The 18401-nt window shown below is 49.9% G+C and carries 12 protein-coding genes, 1 pseudogene and 1 CRISPR repeat array; of the genes and pseudogenes, 12 read left to right on the forward strand and 1 reads right to left on the reverse strand.

Annotated features, from left to right (window positions below):
* The first annotated feature begins 216 nt into the window (after positions 1 to 216).
* The 12 genes and pseudogenes from AC0CW1_RS00530 (at position 217) to AC0CW1_RS00585 (ending at position 16764) form a co-directional block, all read left to right on the forward strand.
* Positions 217 to 828, forward strand: coding sequence for a transposase (locus tag AC0CW1_RS00530; RefSeq protein WP_488181200.1), 612 nt, complete (start codon positions 217 to 219; stop codon positions 826 to 828).
* Between the two features lie 300 nt (positions 829 to 1128).
* Positions 1129 to 1561: a CRISPR direct-repeat array (repeat unit 29 nt; unit sequence GCACCCTGTGCGGGTGCGTGGATTGAAAC).
* A gap of 107 nt (positions 1562 to 1668) precedes the next feature.
* Positions 1669 to 1995, forward strand: a complete 327-nt coding sequence (locus tag AC0CW1_RS00535; protein WP_488181201.1) for a transposase — start codon at positions 1669 to 1671, stop codon at positions 1993 to 1995.
* A 177-nt stretch (positions 1996 to 2172) separates the two neighbouring features.
* Positions 2173 to 2466, forward strand: a complete 294-nt coding sequence (locus AC0CW1_RS00540; protein ID WP_488181202.1) for a hypothetical protein — start codon at positions 2173 to 2175, stop codon at positions 2464 to 2466.
* 162 nt (positions 2467 to 2628) lie between these two features.
* Positions 2629 to 3018 (forward strand): phospholipase D-like domain-containing protein, encoded by a 390-nt coding sequence (locus AC0CW1_RS00545; RefSeq protein WP_488181204.1) that lies wholly within the window; start codon positions 2629 to 2631, stop codon positions 3016 to 3018.
* Entirely contained in the window at positions 3015 to 5798 is a 2784-nt protein-coding gene (locus tag AC0CW1_RS00550; RefSeq protein ID WP_488181205.1) for a helicase-related protein, read from the forward strand. The genes AC0CW1_RS00545 and AC0CW1_RS00550 overlap by 4 nt, the downstream gene beginning before the upstream one ends.
* A 10-nt stretch (positions 5799 to 5808) precedes the next feature.
* Positions 5809 to 6537 carry a DUF4391 domain-containing protein gene (locus AC0CW1_RS00555; protein WP_488181206.1) on the forward strand — a complete coding sequence of 243 codons (729 nt, stop codon included), beginning with the start codon at positions 5809 to 5811 and terminating at the stop codon, positions 6535 to 6537.
* 11 nt (positions 6538 to 6548) lie between these two features.
* Positions 6549 to 8545, forward strand: a pseudogene (locus tag AC0CW1_RS00560) (site-specific DNA-methyltransferase).
* 11 nt (positions 8546 to 8556) lie between these two features.
* Positions 8557 to 11622, forward strand: a complete 3066-nt coding sequence (locus tag AC0CW1_RS00565; RefSeq protein ID WP_488181207.1) for a restriction endonuclease — start codon at positions 8557 to 8559, stop codon at positions 11620 to 11622.
* 204 nt (positions 11623 to 11826) lie between these two features.
* On the forward strand, positions 11827 to 12903 hold the full coding sequence (locus tag AC0CW1_RS00570) for an energy-coupling factor ABC transporter permease (protein ID WP_488181208.1): 1077 nt from the start codon (positions 11827 to 11829) through the stop codon (positions 12901 to 12903).
* A 46-nt stretch (positions 12904 to 12949) separates the two neighbouring features.
* The gene (gene cbiQ, locus AC0CW1_RS00575) at positions 12950 to 13762 is read left to right on the forward strand and encodes a cobalt ECF transporter T component CbiQ (protein WP_488181209.1); all 813 of its coding nucleotides are present in this window, start codon (positions 12950 to 12952) and stop codon (positions 13760 to 13762) included.
* Positions 13759 to 14547 (forward strand): energy-coupling factor ABC transporter ATP-binding protein, encoded by a 789-nt coding sequence (locus AC0CW1_RS00580; RefSeq protein WP_488181210.1) that lies wholly within the window; start codon positions 13759 to 13761, stop codon positions 14545 to 14547. The genes cbiQ and AC0CW1_RS00580 overlap by 4 nt, the downstream gene beginning before the upstream one ends.
* 252 nt (positions 14548 to 14799) lie before the next feature.
* The gene (locus AC0CW1_RS00585; protein ID WP_488181211.1) at positions 14800 to 16764 is read left to right on the forward strand and encodes a methyl-accepting chemotaxis protein; all 1965 of its coding nucleotides are present in this window, start codon (positions 14800 to 14802) and stop codon (positions 16762 to 16764) included.
* Positions 16765 to 16781: 17 nt separating this feature from the next.
* On the opposite strand, the gene AC0CW1_RS00590 is transcribed toward AC0CW1_RS00585, so the two are convergent.
* Complete coding sequence (locus tag AC0CW1_RS00590; protein WP_488181212.1) at positions 16782 to 18071, reverse strand: threonine/serine exporter family protein; 1290 nt, start codon at positions 18069 to 18071, stop codon at positions 16782 to 16784.
* Positions 18072 to 18401 lie beyond the last annotated feature (330 nt).

An 18401-nucleotide genomic window follows, 5' to 3' on the forward strand; every position in this document is an offset into this window, starting at 1 on the left:
TGTGAACGGTAAACTAAAAGGGATGAATTTTGGCCATTAAAAATGGACAAAAAACGGTCACTTGCCTTGGATGTCTGGTACAATGTGCGGGTCGTCAGAACGGGTACCGCCAGCGATTCACGCCTGAGAAAGCCATGCAACAGCAGGCCACCTGATCGCGGCAGAAGAAGACGGCACGTATATCATCCAGCATTGCAAGGAGGCCGTCGAAATCCATTGATGGGGTGGAAAATGTACGCACAGATTCATCACCAAAAAGATCAGGGACTGAAGCCTTCCCAGGTGGCCCGTTTTCTCGACGTGAATATCAAGACCGTGCGGAAGTATTGGCGAATGACCCCCGATGATTTCACAAGCTGCCGGTCAGCAGCCACGACGCGGAAAAACAAGCACGATCCCTACACCGACATCCTCGTTCATTGGTTAACGGAACACCCCGATCTCAGCGCAGCCCAGGTTCACGACCGGCTGAAACAACATTACGCCGTGTACCGGGAAAGCGAACGGACATTGCGTCGGTTTTTGAGCAAACTGCGACGAAAGCACGGTCTGCCGAAACCACGCCATCATGAGCGCCAATACCAGGCCGTCGTGGACCCGCCCATGGGCCAACAAGTCCAAGTCGACTTCGGTTTCGCCTGGGCCACCACAGAGAGTGGTCGGAAAATCCGTGTCTACGGCTTTGGCGCCATCCTGTCCCATTCTCGCTACCGATACCTGGAATGGCGAGCGACGCCCTTTACCACCGCCAGCCTTTGCGAAACCTTCGATCGTTGCTGGGCCTACTTCGGCGGCATACCGAAAGAAGTGGTGATGACGTCAGGTTGACCGGGGAACCGGCTTGCCGGCGCGCAGCGGCCTTGACCGGCAGGGTAAAATGTAAACCCCGACGGAAACTCAGGGTTCCTTGTTCCTGAGTTCCCGTCGGCGCCAAACGGCAACCCTGCCGCGTCAAGGCTTCCCCGGACAACCGCGCCGAAGAGGCAATCTTCTCTCAAGGATATGTTTGGGTACCCATATGCCCAAGGCCGATTGAATCAACGCGATTCTTGGACATATGGGTACCCAAAATCCACAAATCACACTGGTTGCTAATGGAATTACGGCAATGAAAAACGGCCATTCATGGCACCCTGTGCGGGTGCGTGGATTGAAACCATGATTGGCGGGGGGCTATCCTTTGCATCCTCCTTGTCGCACCCTGTGCGGGTGCGTGGATTGAAACGACCGGAGCAGGATAGAAAGGGAAGGAGTGGCCTGGTCGCACCCTGTGTGGGTGCGTGGATTGAAACGGCGCACCTTTGACGGTGGAAGAATTGAATTCGAAGTCGCACCCTGTGCGGGTGCGTGGATTGAAACCATCTTGCATATCTCCTTTGATTTTGGTACACTATGTCGCACCCTGTGCGGGTGCGTGGATTGAAACAATCCCTCATAGGTAGGCTGGAAACGGGGATAGGTGTCGCACCCTGTGCGGGTGCGTGGATTGAAACACAGAAGTGGCAAGATACTCGGTGTGAGGTAAGAACGTCGCACCCTGTGCGGGTGCGTGGATTGAAACAATCATTCCACCCTTTTACCCTAAAAAAACTATAAACCCCCCCTAATTATATTTGAGCCTAGACCCTCCAGTGGGCTACAATGAGAACATATGGAGGGGTCAAGAAAATGAGACGAAATCGATACCCAAAAGAACTGAAAGAGCAACTGATCCAGGAAGCCATGGAAGTGGGAAATGCAACACAAGTGGCCCGCCGACATGGGATCGATCCGAAGCGACTGCATTATTGGATTCGAGAATCGCAACACAAAGGCTTCCAAGAAGCACCGGCGAATGCAAAGCAAATTGCTCCCTATGTGCCATCCGCACAAGAATTCAAACAATTGGAATCGGAAAACATGGCGCTCAAAAAGTTACTTGGCGAAAAGGCTTTAGAAATTCAAATATTGCAGGACTTGATAAAAAAGAAGAACCCGGACTATCGGAAAAACTAGACGTTGCCGATGAATGGATAACCCGGGAAGAAGCCAGCACTGCCTTTGTCTTGCCTGTCATCGGCATTCACGAAGCCACCTACTACGCTCGGCGCCAACGTCTACAGAGAGAACCGAAAGAGCGCGCATACAATGGCGGACGGCCACAACCAGGGTATTCAAGGGAGACAAGATGGAATGCGAATCAGCGATGAACAAATCAAGGAATACCTGATGGAACTCATTGCTGGCGAAGAAAGCGTGTCGAAGCCATTGCCCTTGATAAACGTTTTCTCTGATTTTTTGAAACGTCATGAAATACAGCGAATGAGGGGCTCCGCTCTAGAATTTGGGTTTGAACCAAGTAAAAAACGCTCCGGAGTATATCCGGGGCGTTTTTTTACTACTCGAAACTGCGTCGAATTGATGTTTTCGCGTGGATATACGCCAGCAGATGGGGCGCCTGATCCAGCGTATCAAATAGCCAAGTAAAAAACCATTGTGTCATTCTGTTGAACTCCAAAGAAGGAATTCTAAACACTATTGCAGTATATTACCAATTAGAGCCAATCAATAGACCTGCTATAAGACCAAGAAAATAAGGTCCTAATGTGACGCGTTGCAAAACAATTGTTAAACTTGGAGGCTGGCAGGGTGAACGAAGTGATCACTTCCAACGACCAACTGATAGTGACGCTCAATGAATTATTGAAGGCGAAAAAAGGCAGAAAGATAAACATCATCAACGACAAACTCACCTTATCCGTCTTTAGCGAGCTCTCGAAGAATCTGAAAAACGTAGATACCATCAACTTGATTATCCGCAATACCCAAAACATCCCCGGCAGCAACGAAGTGCCTCGCGAGTTTGAAATCCAACACCGCGATCGGGAACTGTTTTTTAATGCATATGACATCATCCAGAAAAACAAGCTCCAGCATTTTGCCAAAGCCAAGTCGATGTACACCTTTATCCAAAAGCATGTACACGTCCACAAAGCCAAAGAACCGGACAAGATAACCGGCAACATCATCTCATCATGATCGATGATGAAGTGGCCATCCACGGCACATCCTCCCTGGAACTCGCCAAAAAGACGAAGCGAGGCGACGTTGCGCCCATTCACTTCAACTCGATGGTCCTGTCCAAAACAGAGATAGACAAGTTCCAACGAATGTTTCAGATCGTATGGAACAACCCGGCCTATACGGAAGATTACAAGGAACAGTTGCTTGAAAGCCTAACCTACGTATACAAAGACTACTCCCCGGAATTCCTCTACTACTTCACCTTGAAAGAGATCTTTGGAGATTACCTTGACAGCGGCATTGACCGCTTTGAAAAGGACAAAAGCGGATTCAAGAAGACGATCATCTGGAACAGCCTCTACGAATTCCAGAAAGACGCCGTCGTCTCGGCCATTCAAAAGATCAACAAATACAACGGCTGCATCATCGCAGACAGCGTAGGCTTAGGTAAAACCTTTGAGGCCCTCGCAGTGATCAAGTATTTTGAACTCAGGGAAGACAATGTGCTCGTCTTGTGTCCGGCCAAACTCTATGACAACTGGGACTCCTTCAAGAACCCATATGTCGATAACGCTTTTGTCAAAGACAACTTCAACTACAAAATCCTTTGTCATACCGATCTAACACGCACCAAAGGCTACTCGAAAAGCGGCATCGACTTGGCTAGGGTCAACTGGAGCAACTTCGATCTGGTTGTCATCGACGAATCCCATAACTTTCGCAACCGAAACGAGGACCCCGAACACCAGAGCCGCTACATGAAACTGCTCAATGACATCATCAAACGAGGGCGTGGCACGAAAGTGCTGCTCTTATCGGCAACTCCCGTGAACAACTCATTGATCGATCTTAAAAACCAGATCAACATCATCACGGCAGACCAAGACCATGCCTTTGAGGAAGCCGGCATCAGCAGCCTGTCCAACCTGCTTCGCAAAGCCCAGAAGGAAATCAATGACTGGATGAAAGACGATGAGCGGACGAAGAACGCCCTCCTCGATCGGCTGCCGGGCGAATTCTTCAAGCTCCTTGAAATGTTGACCATCTCCCGCAGCCGCCGGCACATCACAGGCTATTATGGCAACCAAAGCATAGGCAATTTTCCGGAAAAACTGCCGCCAAAGACCTATTATCCAGAAATTGATACACAAAATCGCCTGTTATCCTTTCAAGAGACCAATGAAGTGTTAGAATCCCTGAAACTGGCTGTCTATGCGCCCATGACCTACATCAAATCAGAATATAAAGAGTATTACCGAAAAAAATATCAGACCGTTCACGGCGACAGGGTTTTGTTCTACCATGAAAGCCGCGAACTGATCAACGCTCGGCTGCACCGGTTTAACCTCTTCAAACGACTGGAAAGCTCCGTCTTTGCCTTTTCCGAGACGATCCGGAGACTGCTCGCGAGAATAAACGATTACATCGATGCGATCAGCCGCAGCCAAACGGGGGACGTGCAACTGGAAGGCGAAGACTACAGCGAAGAAGATGTCGTCTTGAACTACAAATATGAGATCAAAGTGGAGCATCTGATCGCGGCCGATTTTCTCGAAGACCTGTACTACGACAAAAACATCTTAGAAGGCTTGTACAGCAAGGCCCAACAACTGTTGAACGAAAAAAGGGACGCCAAGCTAAAAAAGCTGGAAGAGGTCATTGTCGATAAAATCATCCATACGCCCTATAACCAGGGAAACCGAAAAATCCTCATCTTCACGGCCTTTGCCGATACAGCCAACTATCTTTACCGCCACATCGCCCCAGAACTCTCCAAGCATCAAATCAACGTAGCTTCCATTACAGGCTCGGGCGAACCGCGGACAACGATGAAGCAGATCCGTTCCGAATTCAACACGATCCTGCGCCACTTTTCTCCCCTGTCAAAACGGGGACAAGCGTTGCCGAAACAGGAGCAGATCGATGTGGTCATCGCCACCGACTGCATTTCAGAAGGACAGAACCTGCAAGACTGTGACACCGTGATCAACTACGACATCCAATGGAATCCCGTCGTCCTCATTCAGCGCTTTGGCCGGATCGATCGCATCGGCAGCCAGAACAAACAGATCGCCATGATCAACTTCTTCCCGAACCTGGAACTGAACGAATATCTCCGACTCGAACAGAGAGTCAAAGGAAAAATGATGGCCGTAAACCTGTCATCGACAGGCGATGAAGACTTCCTCTCCCCCGAAATGAACGACTTCATCTTCCGGAAAAGACAGTTGGAGCGCTTGCAAGAAGAAGTGATTGAGATAGATGAACTGAATGACAACCTATCCCTGACCGACTTGAACATGAACGATTACCTGTACGAATTATCGGGATATGTCAAGAACCATCCAGAGATCGATTGCGTCCCCCCTGGGGTCTATTCCATAGTGGATGGCGAAAAGCAGGGTTGCCTTTTCTGTTTCCGATACCAGAAAGATAAGGCGAAACCCGCCACAGACAGTTCCATCTATCCCTATTATGTCATCTACATCAGCAAAGACGGCCAGGTTTACTATGGCAACCAGAATGCCCGTGAAGCCTTGAAAGCCTTCCGGAAAATGGCTGTTGGCAGAGACAAGCCTGATCCCGCATTGTTCAAAGCCTTTAACAAGCGCACCAAAAATGCCGAAGACATGTCCGTCTATTCCCACCTGCTCAATAAGGCCATAGCGGCCATACAAGGCGATGAAGAGAGAAAGGCAGAGGCAACCATTTTTGACTTCGGCGGCTATAACAACGAATTTGCCAATGCAACCAGCGACGATTTTGAGTTGATCTCTTTTCTGGTCGTCGAATAGAGGTGAAGCCATGCTGGCCATTCCCGACACCTACCGGGTCGAGAAAACCTTTGCCGTGAAAACCTTCCTGACATCCGAAGTGACACCGGCAGAGAAAAAGCGACTCAAAGAGAACGTACAAGAGGTGCGGCTATCTTACCAGATCGCCGGAGAAGCGATCCCGTCCCTGATCAATGACGAATACGACTGCCAGGCGATCCTCTTTTTCACAGTCCGCCTGAGCGCCTTGAAGCATGCCCCCTTTACCGGAACGCTCTTCCAGCGTCTCGTCAAACCCTTCTGTGTCATCCGGTTCTATGACCACAGCCAGCAGCAGATCTTTTGCTTTGCCCACAAAAGGCTGAATCGACAAGACAGGACCCAGATCGTCCTCGAAGATATGCTATGTTCCGCTGCCACGTCGATGCGCTTCGCCGACGAGGTCAGCAGGTTAATGGAAGAGCACATCTTTTTTGACAAAATCGGCAACAGGGGCAACAAGCTGGACTATTACCTGGAAATGATGGGCAAGGCCCATGTCATCTCCAACCTGTCCCTGTGGTCAGGCATGAAGGGGCTCCTGCCTTCAAAGATATGGTATAACCGGGAGAAGACATTGCGCCTCTACGGTTGCCTCAAGGAAACGCAACAGAAGAAAAACGATCTTAATTCAGCCAGAACCGTCGCCGAGCAGGCGAGGCTCAACGGAGAGCTAAAACGCCTATATGCCCAATTGAACGACATAATCGAAACTGCTTAGGGAGGAAGAACATGGAGTTCTCAAAAGTTCAAAAGGAAATATTCAATCCGATCGCTGAAAATGTAAAAAAGCTGGCCCAACTCTTTCCTGCTGCCGTGAAAGACGGGCAAGTGGACTTGGAAGCCTTGAAAGCGGAACTGGGACAATTTGAATCGGTCAGCGAGAAAATGTCAGAGCGCTACGAACTGGGGTGGGCCGGCAAGGAAGAAGCGAAAAAGCTAGCCAACCAGGACGTGGTCGGTCGAACCTTGAAATATGTGCCGGAAGAAAGCAAACACCCGGAGACGACGGAGAACCTGTATATAGAAGGGGATAACTTAGAGGTTTTGAAGCTGCTCCGAAACAGTTATTACAACAAGGTGAAGATGATCTACATTGATCCGCCGTACAACACGGGCAATGATTTCATCTACAAAGATAACTTTGCGATGGATCAGCGTGAAAACAGTGCATTGGAAGGGGAGATAGACGAAAAGGGAGAGCGTCTGATCTGATCGTTAACCAAAAGAGCAACGGACGGTATCATTCCAATTGGTTGTCAATGATGTATCCTCGGTTGAAGGTGGCAAAAGACTTGTTGACAGAAGATGGAGTGATTTTTATATCAATTGACGATAACGAGTTGTATAACTTAAGTAAACTGTGCGACGAAGTGTTCGGAGATAATAATTTAATAGGAATTATTATAATCAAAAGTAATCCAAGGGGTTCCCAATCCAAAAGCGAATTAGCAGGAATGCATGAATATTTAATTGTATACACCAAAAGCTCTATTTCTGCAAATATAGTGGGTCATAAACTATCTGATGAGATGATATCAGAATATAATATGAGGGATGATAGGGGTGTATACAGATTATTAGGTTTACGTCAAAGAGGTGGATTTTGGAGAAGAAGCGAAAGACCAAACCTTTATTATCCAATTTATGTTAATCCCGATAAAGAAACTGTTTCACTTGTACAAGATAATAATTTTACTGTTCCTGTGCTACCCATTCAACCAAGTACCAATGAGGAGGGTACTTGGCGCTGGAGTAAAGAAAAATTACTTGACAACATTGACCTTATCATTCCAAAAGAAGTTATGCGTGAAGGGAAAAAAGCATGGGACATCTTTCAGAAAGACTATCTTTCCGCAAAAGGTGAAATAAAAAGAACCAAAGCAAAATCTATATGGGAAGAAAAGGAATTTAATTATCAAAATGGCACAAATGAAGTTAAAAATCTTTTAGCGAGTGGTGTATTTAACTATGTTAAACCAATACACTTGATGGAAAAAATTACTGAAATGACTGATTTAAGGGATAACGATATTGTTTTGGATTTCTTTTCTGGTAGTGGGACAACCGCTCATTCCATAATAAAGAAAAATGCAGAAGAAGGAACACACCTAAAATTTATCTTGGTACAGATTCCAGAACCTTGTGATGAAAAGTCAGAAGCATTCAAATTAGGGTATAGAAATATTTGCGAAATCGGCAAAGAACGCATCCGCAGAGCCGGAGACAAGATCATCGAAGAAAACAGAGACAAAGAGGGCATCGAAAACCTGGACATCGGCTTCAAGGTCTTCAAAGTGGCCGACACCAATATCCGTTGGTTCAGTGAAGCGATGAAGTCCGATCAAATGACACTTGATGAAAGCGCCATGACCGATAAAGACAGGCTGGACTTCACCCCCGGCTTTACCGATCTTGATGTGGTTTATGAGATCCTGCTCCGTCACCGGGATATCCCCTTATCGTCCAAGGTGGAGAAAGTAGCTTCCATCGGTGAACGAACCTACATCTTCGCCGACACCGTTCTCGTTTGCTTGGAAGAAAACGTAACGGAAAGCATGATTGATAAAATCGCCGCCATCGAGCCCATGCCCACCAAGATCATCTTCCGTGACAGCGCCTTCGGCGCCGATATCAGCTTGAAAACCAACAGCATGCTTCGGTTGGAAGCGCAGATGAAGAAAAACAGCGGTGTGAAGAAGAAAGCCTATCGCGTCGAGTTCATATAAGGGGTGCCATGATGACCAACCGCATTGCGTTCCAATTTGATGACAGGCTGGACTATCAGAAAGATGCTGTTACCTCTGTCGTCAACCTCTTTAAAGGCGTTAACCGCCACGATGACGGAACCATTTATCATCAACTACAGAGAATGAAGAAACTTGGCGAAGGCGATCCTGTGCGCAACCCGCAACTGGCGTCACCGGCGAGGCTCTTGCACAACCTTCGCGAGGTGCAGCAAAAAAACAAGCTGTTCACCGATCATGAACTGAAAGGGAACAACTTCACCATCGAGATGGAAACAGGCACAGGCAAGACCTACGTGTACCTGCGGACCATTCTCGAATTATACCGCGCTTATGGCTTTACGAAGTTCATGATCGTTGTACCGACCATTGCCATTCGAAAAGGCGTAGAGAAAACCATCACCATGTTGCGGGAACACTTCAAAGGCATCTACGACGGCCTGGACATTATGAACCATGCCTTCGTCTACGACTCCAAGAACTTGAAAAAGATCAGCAGCAGTTTTGTGGAGACGAGAGACCTCAGCATCGTGGTCATGAACATCCAGGCCTTCAATAAAGATTCCAACAAAATCCGTCAATCCGACGAATACGGCCAGATCCTCTGGGAAGACATCCGGTACATTCACCCCATCGTCATCATCGACGAACCGCAAAAAATCGAGGGCACAGCGAAGAAGAAGAGCGCCTCGCTGGAAGCCATCGAGGGGATCAACCCCTTGTTTGTCCTGCGCTATTCGGCCACCCATAAAAGCCGGCACAACCAGGTCTACAAGCTCGATTCCTACGATGCCTATTATAACAATCTCGTCAAGAAGATCCAGGTAAAAACCGTCCACGGCGCCATACCGAAAGACTTCCCTTACGTTCGTTACGTAGAGTTTACGAAAGACCTCTTTGCCAAGATCGAACTGTTCTGTGTCGAGCAGGGCGGGCAGATTCGCAAGAAGCAGGTCAAAGTCCGAGGCGGCGACTCTCTTTTTGAATGCTCTGGGAACCTGGTTCAATACAAAAACATGTTCGTCATGGAAGATCCGCACAAGCTGAAAAAGCTGAAAATCAGCAATTGGGACGATATCCTGGAGCTTGCCGTCGGAGAAAACAATGCCAACATCAGTGATGAAGAGACGATTCGAATCCAAATCAGGCTGGCCATTAAGAGCCACTTGGAGAAACAATACAAGATCTTGAAGAGCGGAAGAAAAATCAAAGTCCTCACCTTGTTCTTCATAGACGCCGTCAACAAGTATAGAGACACCAGCTCCCCTGATGGCCGAGGGGAATACCTGCGCATTTTTGACGAAGAGTATAGCAAGATCATCACGGATATAAAGGGGAAGCAGCTTTTTGTCGAATACCCGGAGCTGTTTAAAGATTATAAAAATGTACACAAGGTGAGAGAAGGCTATTTTGCCGTCGATAAGCACAAAAATGCCGTAGAGATTGAAGATTGGGACAAGGTGATGGATGAAGATAAGCTGAAAGCCAAGTCCCAAGAAGATATCGACCGGGGCATTGAACTGATCCTAGAGAAGAAAGACGAGCTCATATCCTTTGAGGAACCCTTGGCGTTCATCTTCTCCCACTCGGCGTTGCGGGAAGGCTGGGATAACCCGAATGTCTTTACCCTCTGCACCTTGAAAAAAGGCGGCTCCGATATAGCCAAAAAACAAGAGATCGGCAGAGGATTGCGCCTCTCCGTAGATATTGAAGGCACCCGTTGCACAGACAAGACGATCAATGAATTGACCGTCATCGCCAATGATTACTATGACCATTTTGCCGCAGCACTCCAAAAAGATTTTAATGAACAGGCCGGCTTCAATAAGGAAGAAGTCACCATCGATGTGATTCATGCCTCACTCCGGAATGCCGGCATTCCGGAAAACAAGATCATCGACCTGACGGAACCCCTTCGAAAAGAACTGATCGAACAGAACATCATCAACAAAGAGGGCATACTGACCAAAGACGCCAAGAAAATTGAAGCCATCACCTTTATCCATGAAACGCTGCAAGAGCACAGCATCATGATCAAGAAAGCCTTTATTGAAGCGATGCAGGCAAAAGGCAGCAAGAAGATTCTCATTAAAAACGGCGACGAAGAACCCATCGAGAATGGCGCCCACAGTTATATATCAGAAGAGCAATTTGAACAACTGCTCAAGGAACTGGGCAAGCGCATGTCCCAACGGACCCTCTATCAAGTTAACATCGATAGTGATGCCTTCATCGAAGAATCGGCGAGAGAACTGAACGAACTCCTGCGGTTTAAGCGGGTCCTCTACGAGTACAATATTGAATCAGGCAAGGCAGAGTTTGACGAACAGAAAAAGTTCCGCCTCTCTGATTCGGTGCAACAGACCTTTTTCAGTGAACCGGAAGGGCTGGATTTGCAAAAAAGCCAGTTCGAGATCATCAACTATATCATGTACCACACCCTGCTGCCCCGTCTGGCCATTTTTAAGATCATATCGAAGCTGGAGAAGGCAACCCTCCTAAAGAATCAAGACATCCTCGATGTAGTGACGCAAAAGATCAAGGAAAAACGAACCGATTTCATGGCAAAAGGCGTTGTCCGCTATGAAGCCATTGACGGCTATGTTTTTGACGAGTCGACCATATTCGAAGCCGATTCGATCGACATGGGTATGCTTGATGACGCCGCATCGCTCGTCTTTCAGACGAGCGCAGATAAAGGCAGAGCCGTCCATAAGTATTACAAGTTCGACAGCGATGGTGAACTCCAATTCGCCAAAAGACTCGAAGAAGACGAGAAAGTGCTGCTATATACCAAGATCAAAAAGGGAGGCTTCGTCATTGATACGCCCTATGGCGAATATTCTCCCGACTGGGCCGTGATTCGTAAAGGAGAGAATGATCAAGCCAAGCTCTTCTTTATCGTGGAAACGAAGATAGACAAAGAGGATAAGGATCTGAATGAAGTGGAAAAAACAAAGATCAAGTGCGGAAAACTTCATTTCAAAGCCGTTGCCCAAGATGTTCAGTTTAAGCAAGCGAAGAATTATGACGACTTTTTGCTGAAAATCACTGTATAGCAGGCTTGGGAATAACGATGACCAAGCTTCCATAACTTGACGCTCCCCAAAGATGATGATAGATTAGAAACACTGAAGTCATGAAGACTTCGCGCGGTTCGGATTAATATCTCAAAACTCGGCCCATGAAGGGTAGTTGTCCCTATGAAAGGGATTGGTGACACACCCGTTATGGGTCATTTTTTTGAGAGGGGTTCAGGGAAAATGCATATGGCCGACGCGCTCATCTCTCCTGTCGTGGGAGGGACCCTGTGGGCTGCTGCCGCTGGAGTGGCGGCCTATTCGATGAAAAAAGTCCAGCGCAATATCGATGACAAGATCATCCCCATGATGGGGGTGATGGGCGCTTTCGTTTTTGCTGCCCAGATGATCAACTTTTCCATTCCCGGCACCGGGTCGAGCGGACATCTTGGCGGCGGCATGCTGCTATCGATCCTGCTTGGTCCGCATGCCGGCTTTTTGACGATGGCCTCCATCTTACTCATTCAGGCACTCTTTTTTGCCGACGGCGGTCTGCTCGCCTACGGTTGCAACCTCTTCAATCTCGGCGTGTACACCTGTTTTGTCGCCTACCCGTTGATTTATAAAGGCATCATAAAAAAAGGCCTGACGGCGAACCGTATCCTCGTGGCCTCGCTCATCTCGGCGATCGTCGGACTCCAACTGGGCGCTTTCAGCGTGGTTATGGAGACGCTCTTATCGGGCAAGACGGAACTGCCCTTTAATACATTCCTCTTGTTGATGCAGCCGATCCACCTGGCCATCGGCGTGGTGGAAGGGCTGGTGACCGCCGCTGTCATCACTTTCGTCTGGAAAAGCCGCCCGGAGATCCTGGAACAGGTGACCGCCGGTCGCGCCTATGGTGATATCTCTTACCGCAAAGTGTTGCAGGGGTTGGCGATCTCCGCCGTGATTGTTGGCGGCCTGTTGTCCTGGTTTGCCTCGGCCAATCCGGACGGATTGGAATGGTCCATGGAGAAGGTGGCGGGAACAGCCGAACTGGAGGCCTCCGGTGACCTCTATCATGTTTTCGCCGACATCCAGAGCAAGACCGCCATTTTGCCGGACTACGACTTCAAATCCGCGGAGACGGAGCCAACGGAGACACAGGCGCTTGAATCAAGCGAATCCGCCGAGTCTGCCGAATCCGCCTGGCCCAATGTCAACGCGGGAACCTCTGTATCGGGCATCGTCGGCGGCCTGCTCACACTGGCCCTGTCCGCTTTGATCGGATTCCTGATCCATTTGACGAAGCGACAGCAACGAAAGCTGAACGTCTAAACAAAAGGGCATCTTCCGGTAAAAAACCCGACGGGGACGGGCAACGATGTTGAATATTACCGATTCGCTTCTCAGCATGAGACAACTGGACGACCTGGCGCGTCAGCAGACGTCCATCCACCGGCTTCACCCGGTCACGAAGTTGCTAACCACAGTTATTTACTTAGCTGTGGTTACTTCTTTTGACAGCCGGGCCATCGGGGGACTGTTGCCGCTGGTCCTTTTTCCGGTCATGCTCGTAACCCTTGCCGAACTGCCGCCTGCGGCCATCCTCAAGCGCGTCCTCTTCGTGGAGATTTTTGTGCTGACGATCGGCGTTTTGAGCCCCTTTTTGAACCGGGAGGTCGTCGTCATCGGCGGCGTGGCCCTCTCGGCGGGATGGCTCACCTTTTTCTCCCTGCTCCTCAAGACCGCCCTCACGGTGACGGCGACGCTCATCCTGATCGCCACGACCGGGATGGACCGGATCGCTGTCGCCTTGCGTATCTTCAAAGTCCCGAAGCTCTTCGTGCTCCAGTTGATGCTGACCTACCGGTATATTTCCGTGCTGATGGAAGAGGTGCAGCGCACCGTCATGGCCTATTCGCTGCGGGCGCCGGAGCAAAAGGGCGTCCACTGGTCGGCCTGGGGCTCTCTGGCGGGGCAACTGCTGTTGAGAACGATGGACAGAGCCCAGCGCGTTTATGAGGCCATGCGCCTGCGCGGTTTTACCGGCGATTATCACGCCGGAGAGTTGGGACTGAAGCTGGGCGCAAGGGATATCCTCTTCGCCGCCGGTTGGAGCGCCTTTTTCCTGGCGGCTCGTTGGGTGAACCTTTCATCGTGGCTCGGTTCTTTGATTACGGGGGTGGTTCCATGAGCGGCGGAAAATTGCAAGTAAAAGATTTGCGCTACACCTATCCTGACGGACACCCGGCCGTCAAAGGGCTGTCCTTTCACATTGCGCCGGGAGAGTCGGTGGCCATCATCGGGGGCAACGGCGCCGGTAAGACGACGCTGCTGTTGTTGCTGATGGGCCTTTTGTGGCCTTCGCGCGGGGAGATCTTTGTCGATGACATTCCGGTGACAAAAAAGACCCTGCCCCAGATCCGGCAGCGGATGGGCATGGTCTTTCAGGATCCTGATGATCAGTTGTTCATGACGACCGTTTATGATGATGTGGCCTTCGGGCCGCGCAACAGCAAGCTTGCTGAAGAAGAAGTGGAGAAGCAGGTGGAGGCCGCCTTGGCGGCCGTCGGGATCGCCCACCTGAAAGAGCGCGCGCCCTTTAAGCTCTCCGGCGGGGAAAAGCGCGCCGCCGCCATCGCCTCCGTCTTGTCGATGGGACCGGATATCCTCGTCATGGACGAGCCCACCTCGGCTTTAGATCCGAAATCGCGCCGGCGCTTCATGGACCTGCTGCGCAGCTTTCCCCATACGAAGATCATCACCAGCCATGACCTTGACATGGTCTATGACCTCTGCGAGCGGACGATCGTCGTTCAGCAGGGGGAAATCGTCGCTGACGGTCCGACGAAGACGATCCTCCTCGATGCCCAACTGATGGAGGCGAGTGGGCTGGAACTGCCCCTGGCGGTGCAGGGCTGTCCGTTCTGTAGAGAAAACAAAACGAACCAGACACCTGAAAATGGAAATGGCTGTTGATCACCGCAGGATCTGAAAACGTGGCAAAAAGCCAAATAACAATATAGAAAATCGGAATGTTTTGTAAAATTATATTCAAAAAGGAACAAAAAAACAAACAACCAATTGCTTACAAGTCTAGTATCGAATGCACAATCATTATCATGTTAAGAGTTGATTAGCAAAGCACCGTTTTAACCATATGGTAACAATGAGATATTAGAATACAAGCTAAGACATTGTTATCATGGTTGAAAAGAGGAAAGGTGCAGTATGAAGGTACAGCATAAGTTACTTCTATTACTTTTGGTTGTCATTTTTCTTCCATTATCTCTAGGGATAGGCTATACCTACATGACGATGAAAAGCCGCATCATCACGATCGAGCAAGATAACATCAGTTCAAAAATGAAGAGCGTAGATGCATATTTCAAGACGTTGGAAAATGCGAATAATGAATCGATCGCAAACTGGACCCAGTGGGGAGAATTTCATGAGGCGATCCTGAATCAAGACAGGGAATGGATCGAAGGAAATGTTATTGACACAGTCAATAAGCAGAACGAACTGATGGTTTTCACAATGGATTTCCAATTGCTTGGCAGCACTGACATGCCTTCTTCGTTGAAAGAAACGGATAAGCTAAAAAACCATCTCTTGCCGAAATTGACAGCAGAGCGGCATTTTGTCAGCGCCTATTTCAAGTATGCCGATGGCCTCTATATTGTAGGCCTGACACCCGTCGTCGATGGTGAAGATCTCTCTTTTCGTACCCCGAGTGGATATGTAGTGCAATTCACCAAGTGTGATGCAACCCTTATGGCGCAAGGTAAGGCGATTACCGGTGTGGATATTGGGCTTTGTTTTTCTGACGGCGCCCGCATCAGTACGACAGATGTGCCTATAGAAACGTATGCCGTAGAAGTCATGAATGACATGCAAATCGGGTGGCAAATTGACGGAGATCAGATGATAACCTATGGACGCCATGACTTTATGGGTGGTGACGGCAAACCGATTGGAACTGTTTTTGCGATGGATCAACGGCGTTCCGGGATTCTTGCGCTGAACACGCTGTTGTCCCATGTGACTGTCCTCGTCGTTTTGCTTCTGATCCTGTCTACGGCCTGTTTGCTTTGGCTGAATCATAATATCGTAAGGCCTATTAAGGAAGTGACCGGGATTATCTCGCAAAAAGACCTGGGGCAAGTTCTGCCGGAAGCAGCCAAGGATGAGATCGGCGATCTCTGTCGCCAATTCAACCAGTTTATGGCGTCCCTGCGGCATAACATGCGTTCTGTGCAGGCATCCTCTTTTGAACTTGAAAAAACGAGCGAAACCTTGATGACAATATCGGAACAATCGGAAGAACTGATGGGCAATGTCGCTGCCGCCGTCAATGATAGCGGCGTTGCTTTAGAAAGAAACATTGAATCTCTCCAGACGCTGAAGGCTTCTTCAGAATCAGTGGAACAGAAGAGCCAGTCCATCCATGAAGCATTAGAACGGCTTCGGGAGGATAGCGGCTATATTGCCGATGCGGCGACGACAGGCATGAAACGCCTGCAGGAAATGGGACAAAGCGTTACACAGACAAGACAGAGCTTTATCGTTTCCTTATCCGTTGTCGAGAACCTGACAGGCGCGGTTGACCGTATTGGTGAATTCATCTTATTGATTCAAAAGATTTCGGAACAGACCAATCTGCTTGCTTTGAATGCGGCCATTGAAGCAGCCAGGGCAGGTGAATCAGGGCGTGGATTCAGTGTCGTTGCTGAAGAGGTTCGCAAATTGGCCAATGAGACTAGTCTGACGGCGACAAAGATCAATGATGTCATTGCTACCGTTCTCCGAGAGATGGCGCGATCGGACAAAGCGCTACGGGATGTGGACCATCAGTTGGAAGCATCGTCACAGTTCTCCCAGTCTACCGGGAAGGATATCGAACAGATATTGGCAAGCATCATCAATATACGCAAAACGGTGGAATCCGTATCGGACCAGGCCAATGGACAACAGGCGGATTTGGGCCACTTGACCAATGAACTGGCCAGCATCCAAGAAACATTTGTCCGCCATGGCAGCAACCTGACCGATGTAGGCGCTTCAGCGGAAGAAATGTTGGCCACATTGGAGGAATTGACGAATAAGACAGAAGCGATGTATCAGTCAACGGTTGTGCTGCATCAAGTTGTCGAGCAGTTTAAAGGAATCGATGTCCGGGCTTCTATGCTGTGACATGTGGCACATCTCGGTCACATCCGCTGGATTCGTTTCCGCCAATACCGCCAGTCCAGGCGGATGTTCCAGCGGTTTTGTTTCCAGTGCCGCATCACCGCCGTCACGATGGCTACGCCCGCGCCTACGGCCACGATGCCGCCGGCGCCGACCATCAGCGGCTCCAGGACATAGAGGTAATTGCCTGTAAAGAGATACTGGGTGGCTCGGAAGAACCAGATCCCCGGGAGGAGCGGCATGAAACCGCCCACAATGAAGACCGTCACCGGCACGAGGTGGATGCGGGCGAAGATTTCGCTGGCGACAGCCACTGCGATGGCGCCCCAGAACATGCCCAGGACCAGCGTGAACCCTTGAGCCACCGCCAGATAAAGGACCGTCGCGCTGAGCATCCCCGTCAGCCCTGCTGAAAAGACCGTTCGCTTGGGCGCCTGGTTGTAAATGCTAAAGAGGGCGGAAACGAAAAAGCTGACGGCGATGATCGGCGGCTGCGGTTCCACTGGCTCGGACAGGTACTGGGTGCCCACCATGGCCAGCGTGATGCCCGCCCCGCCGAAGAGGGCCGCCATGAGGCCGCTCGATTCGAGGCCGCGGATGGCGCCGGAGATCAGGTCGCCAGCGATAATGTCCCGGACCGAGTTGACCAGATAGGCCCCTGGGATGGCCGACAAGAGCAACCCGACGACGACAGGGCCGATGTCGAAATTGACGGCCGTGCGCGCCGCCAGGACGAGTCCCGTTCCGACGGCGCCGAGGAGCAGTTCGCGCAAATAGGCGATGGCGAAGAGCTTCGTCCCGTCGATCAGCAAAAAGGCGAGAAAAGCGATCCCCAGCGCCACCCCGCACTCCGTCCAGCCGCCGCCGAAGATGGCGGCGCTGCCGGCGGCGATCACCGCGCTGATGCACAGCTTTACCAGTGGGGAATAGAGGGGCGGCGTGTCTTCGATCTTTTCTAACGCCGCAAAGGCCGCCTCCAGGGGGATCTCCCGGCGGACCACTTTTCGGGAAAGATAATTGATGGCGGAAATCCGATCGAGATTGACCTGCCGTTTTGATACGCGCCGGAAGAAGGTGCGGAGGTTCCCTTCGCTGTCGATGTAGCTGACAAAGACCCCCGCTGGGGTGACATAACTCTCCAGTTCATCGATACCGAGAGCGGTCCCCATCTTCTGGACGGTGTCTTGCACCCGGTACACCTCGGCGTTCGCTTCGAGGAGCACACGGCCGGCGTTGACGATAAACTCGACGGCGCCGTTGACCGGTCTGTCGGTGGCGCGGTTCATGATGGCCTGTAGGGAACTGCTCATACGGTTCGATCACCTCCGGCTTTTTACGCCTGTTGCGGTTGAATCCATTATAAGACGACCTACTTGTAGCAACAACCACGATTGAGCAAGATGCCTTTCAATAAGCCGCCTTTTAGGATGTCGGCAAGTTGAAAGGCATTTTTTATCGCAAGGAATTTAGAAACCTCTTGCCGAAACAAGTACGGGTCCCGTACTTGTTCGTTTTCTCTCCTTGCCAAGGATTTACACAAAAAAATTTCCACGTCATGTCTTTACGCGAAATAGAGTGTTCACCCGCGTTGACGACACGTTTTAGAAACCTGCTGAATTCGCATAGAAAAGGAGTTGTCT

Source organism: Heliomicrobium sulfidophilum (assembly GCF_057715735.1).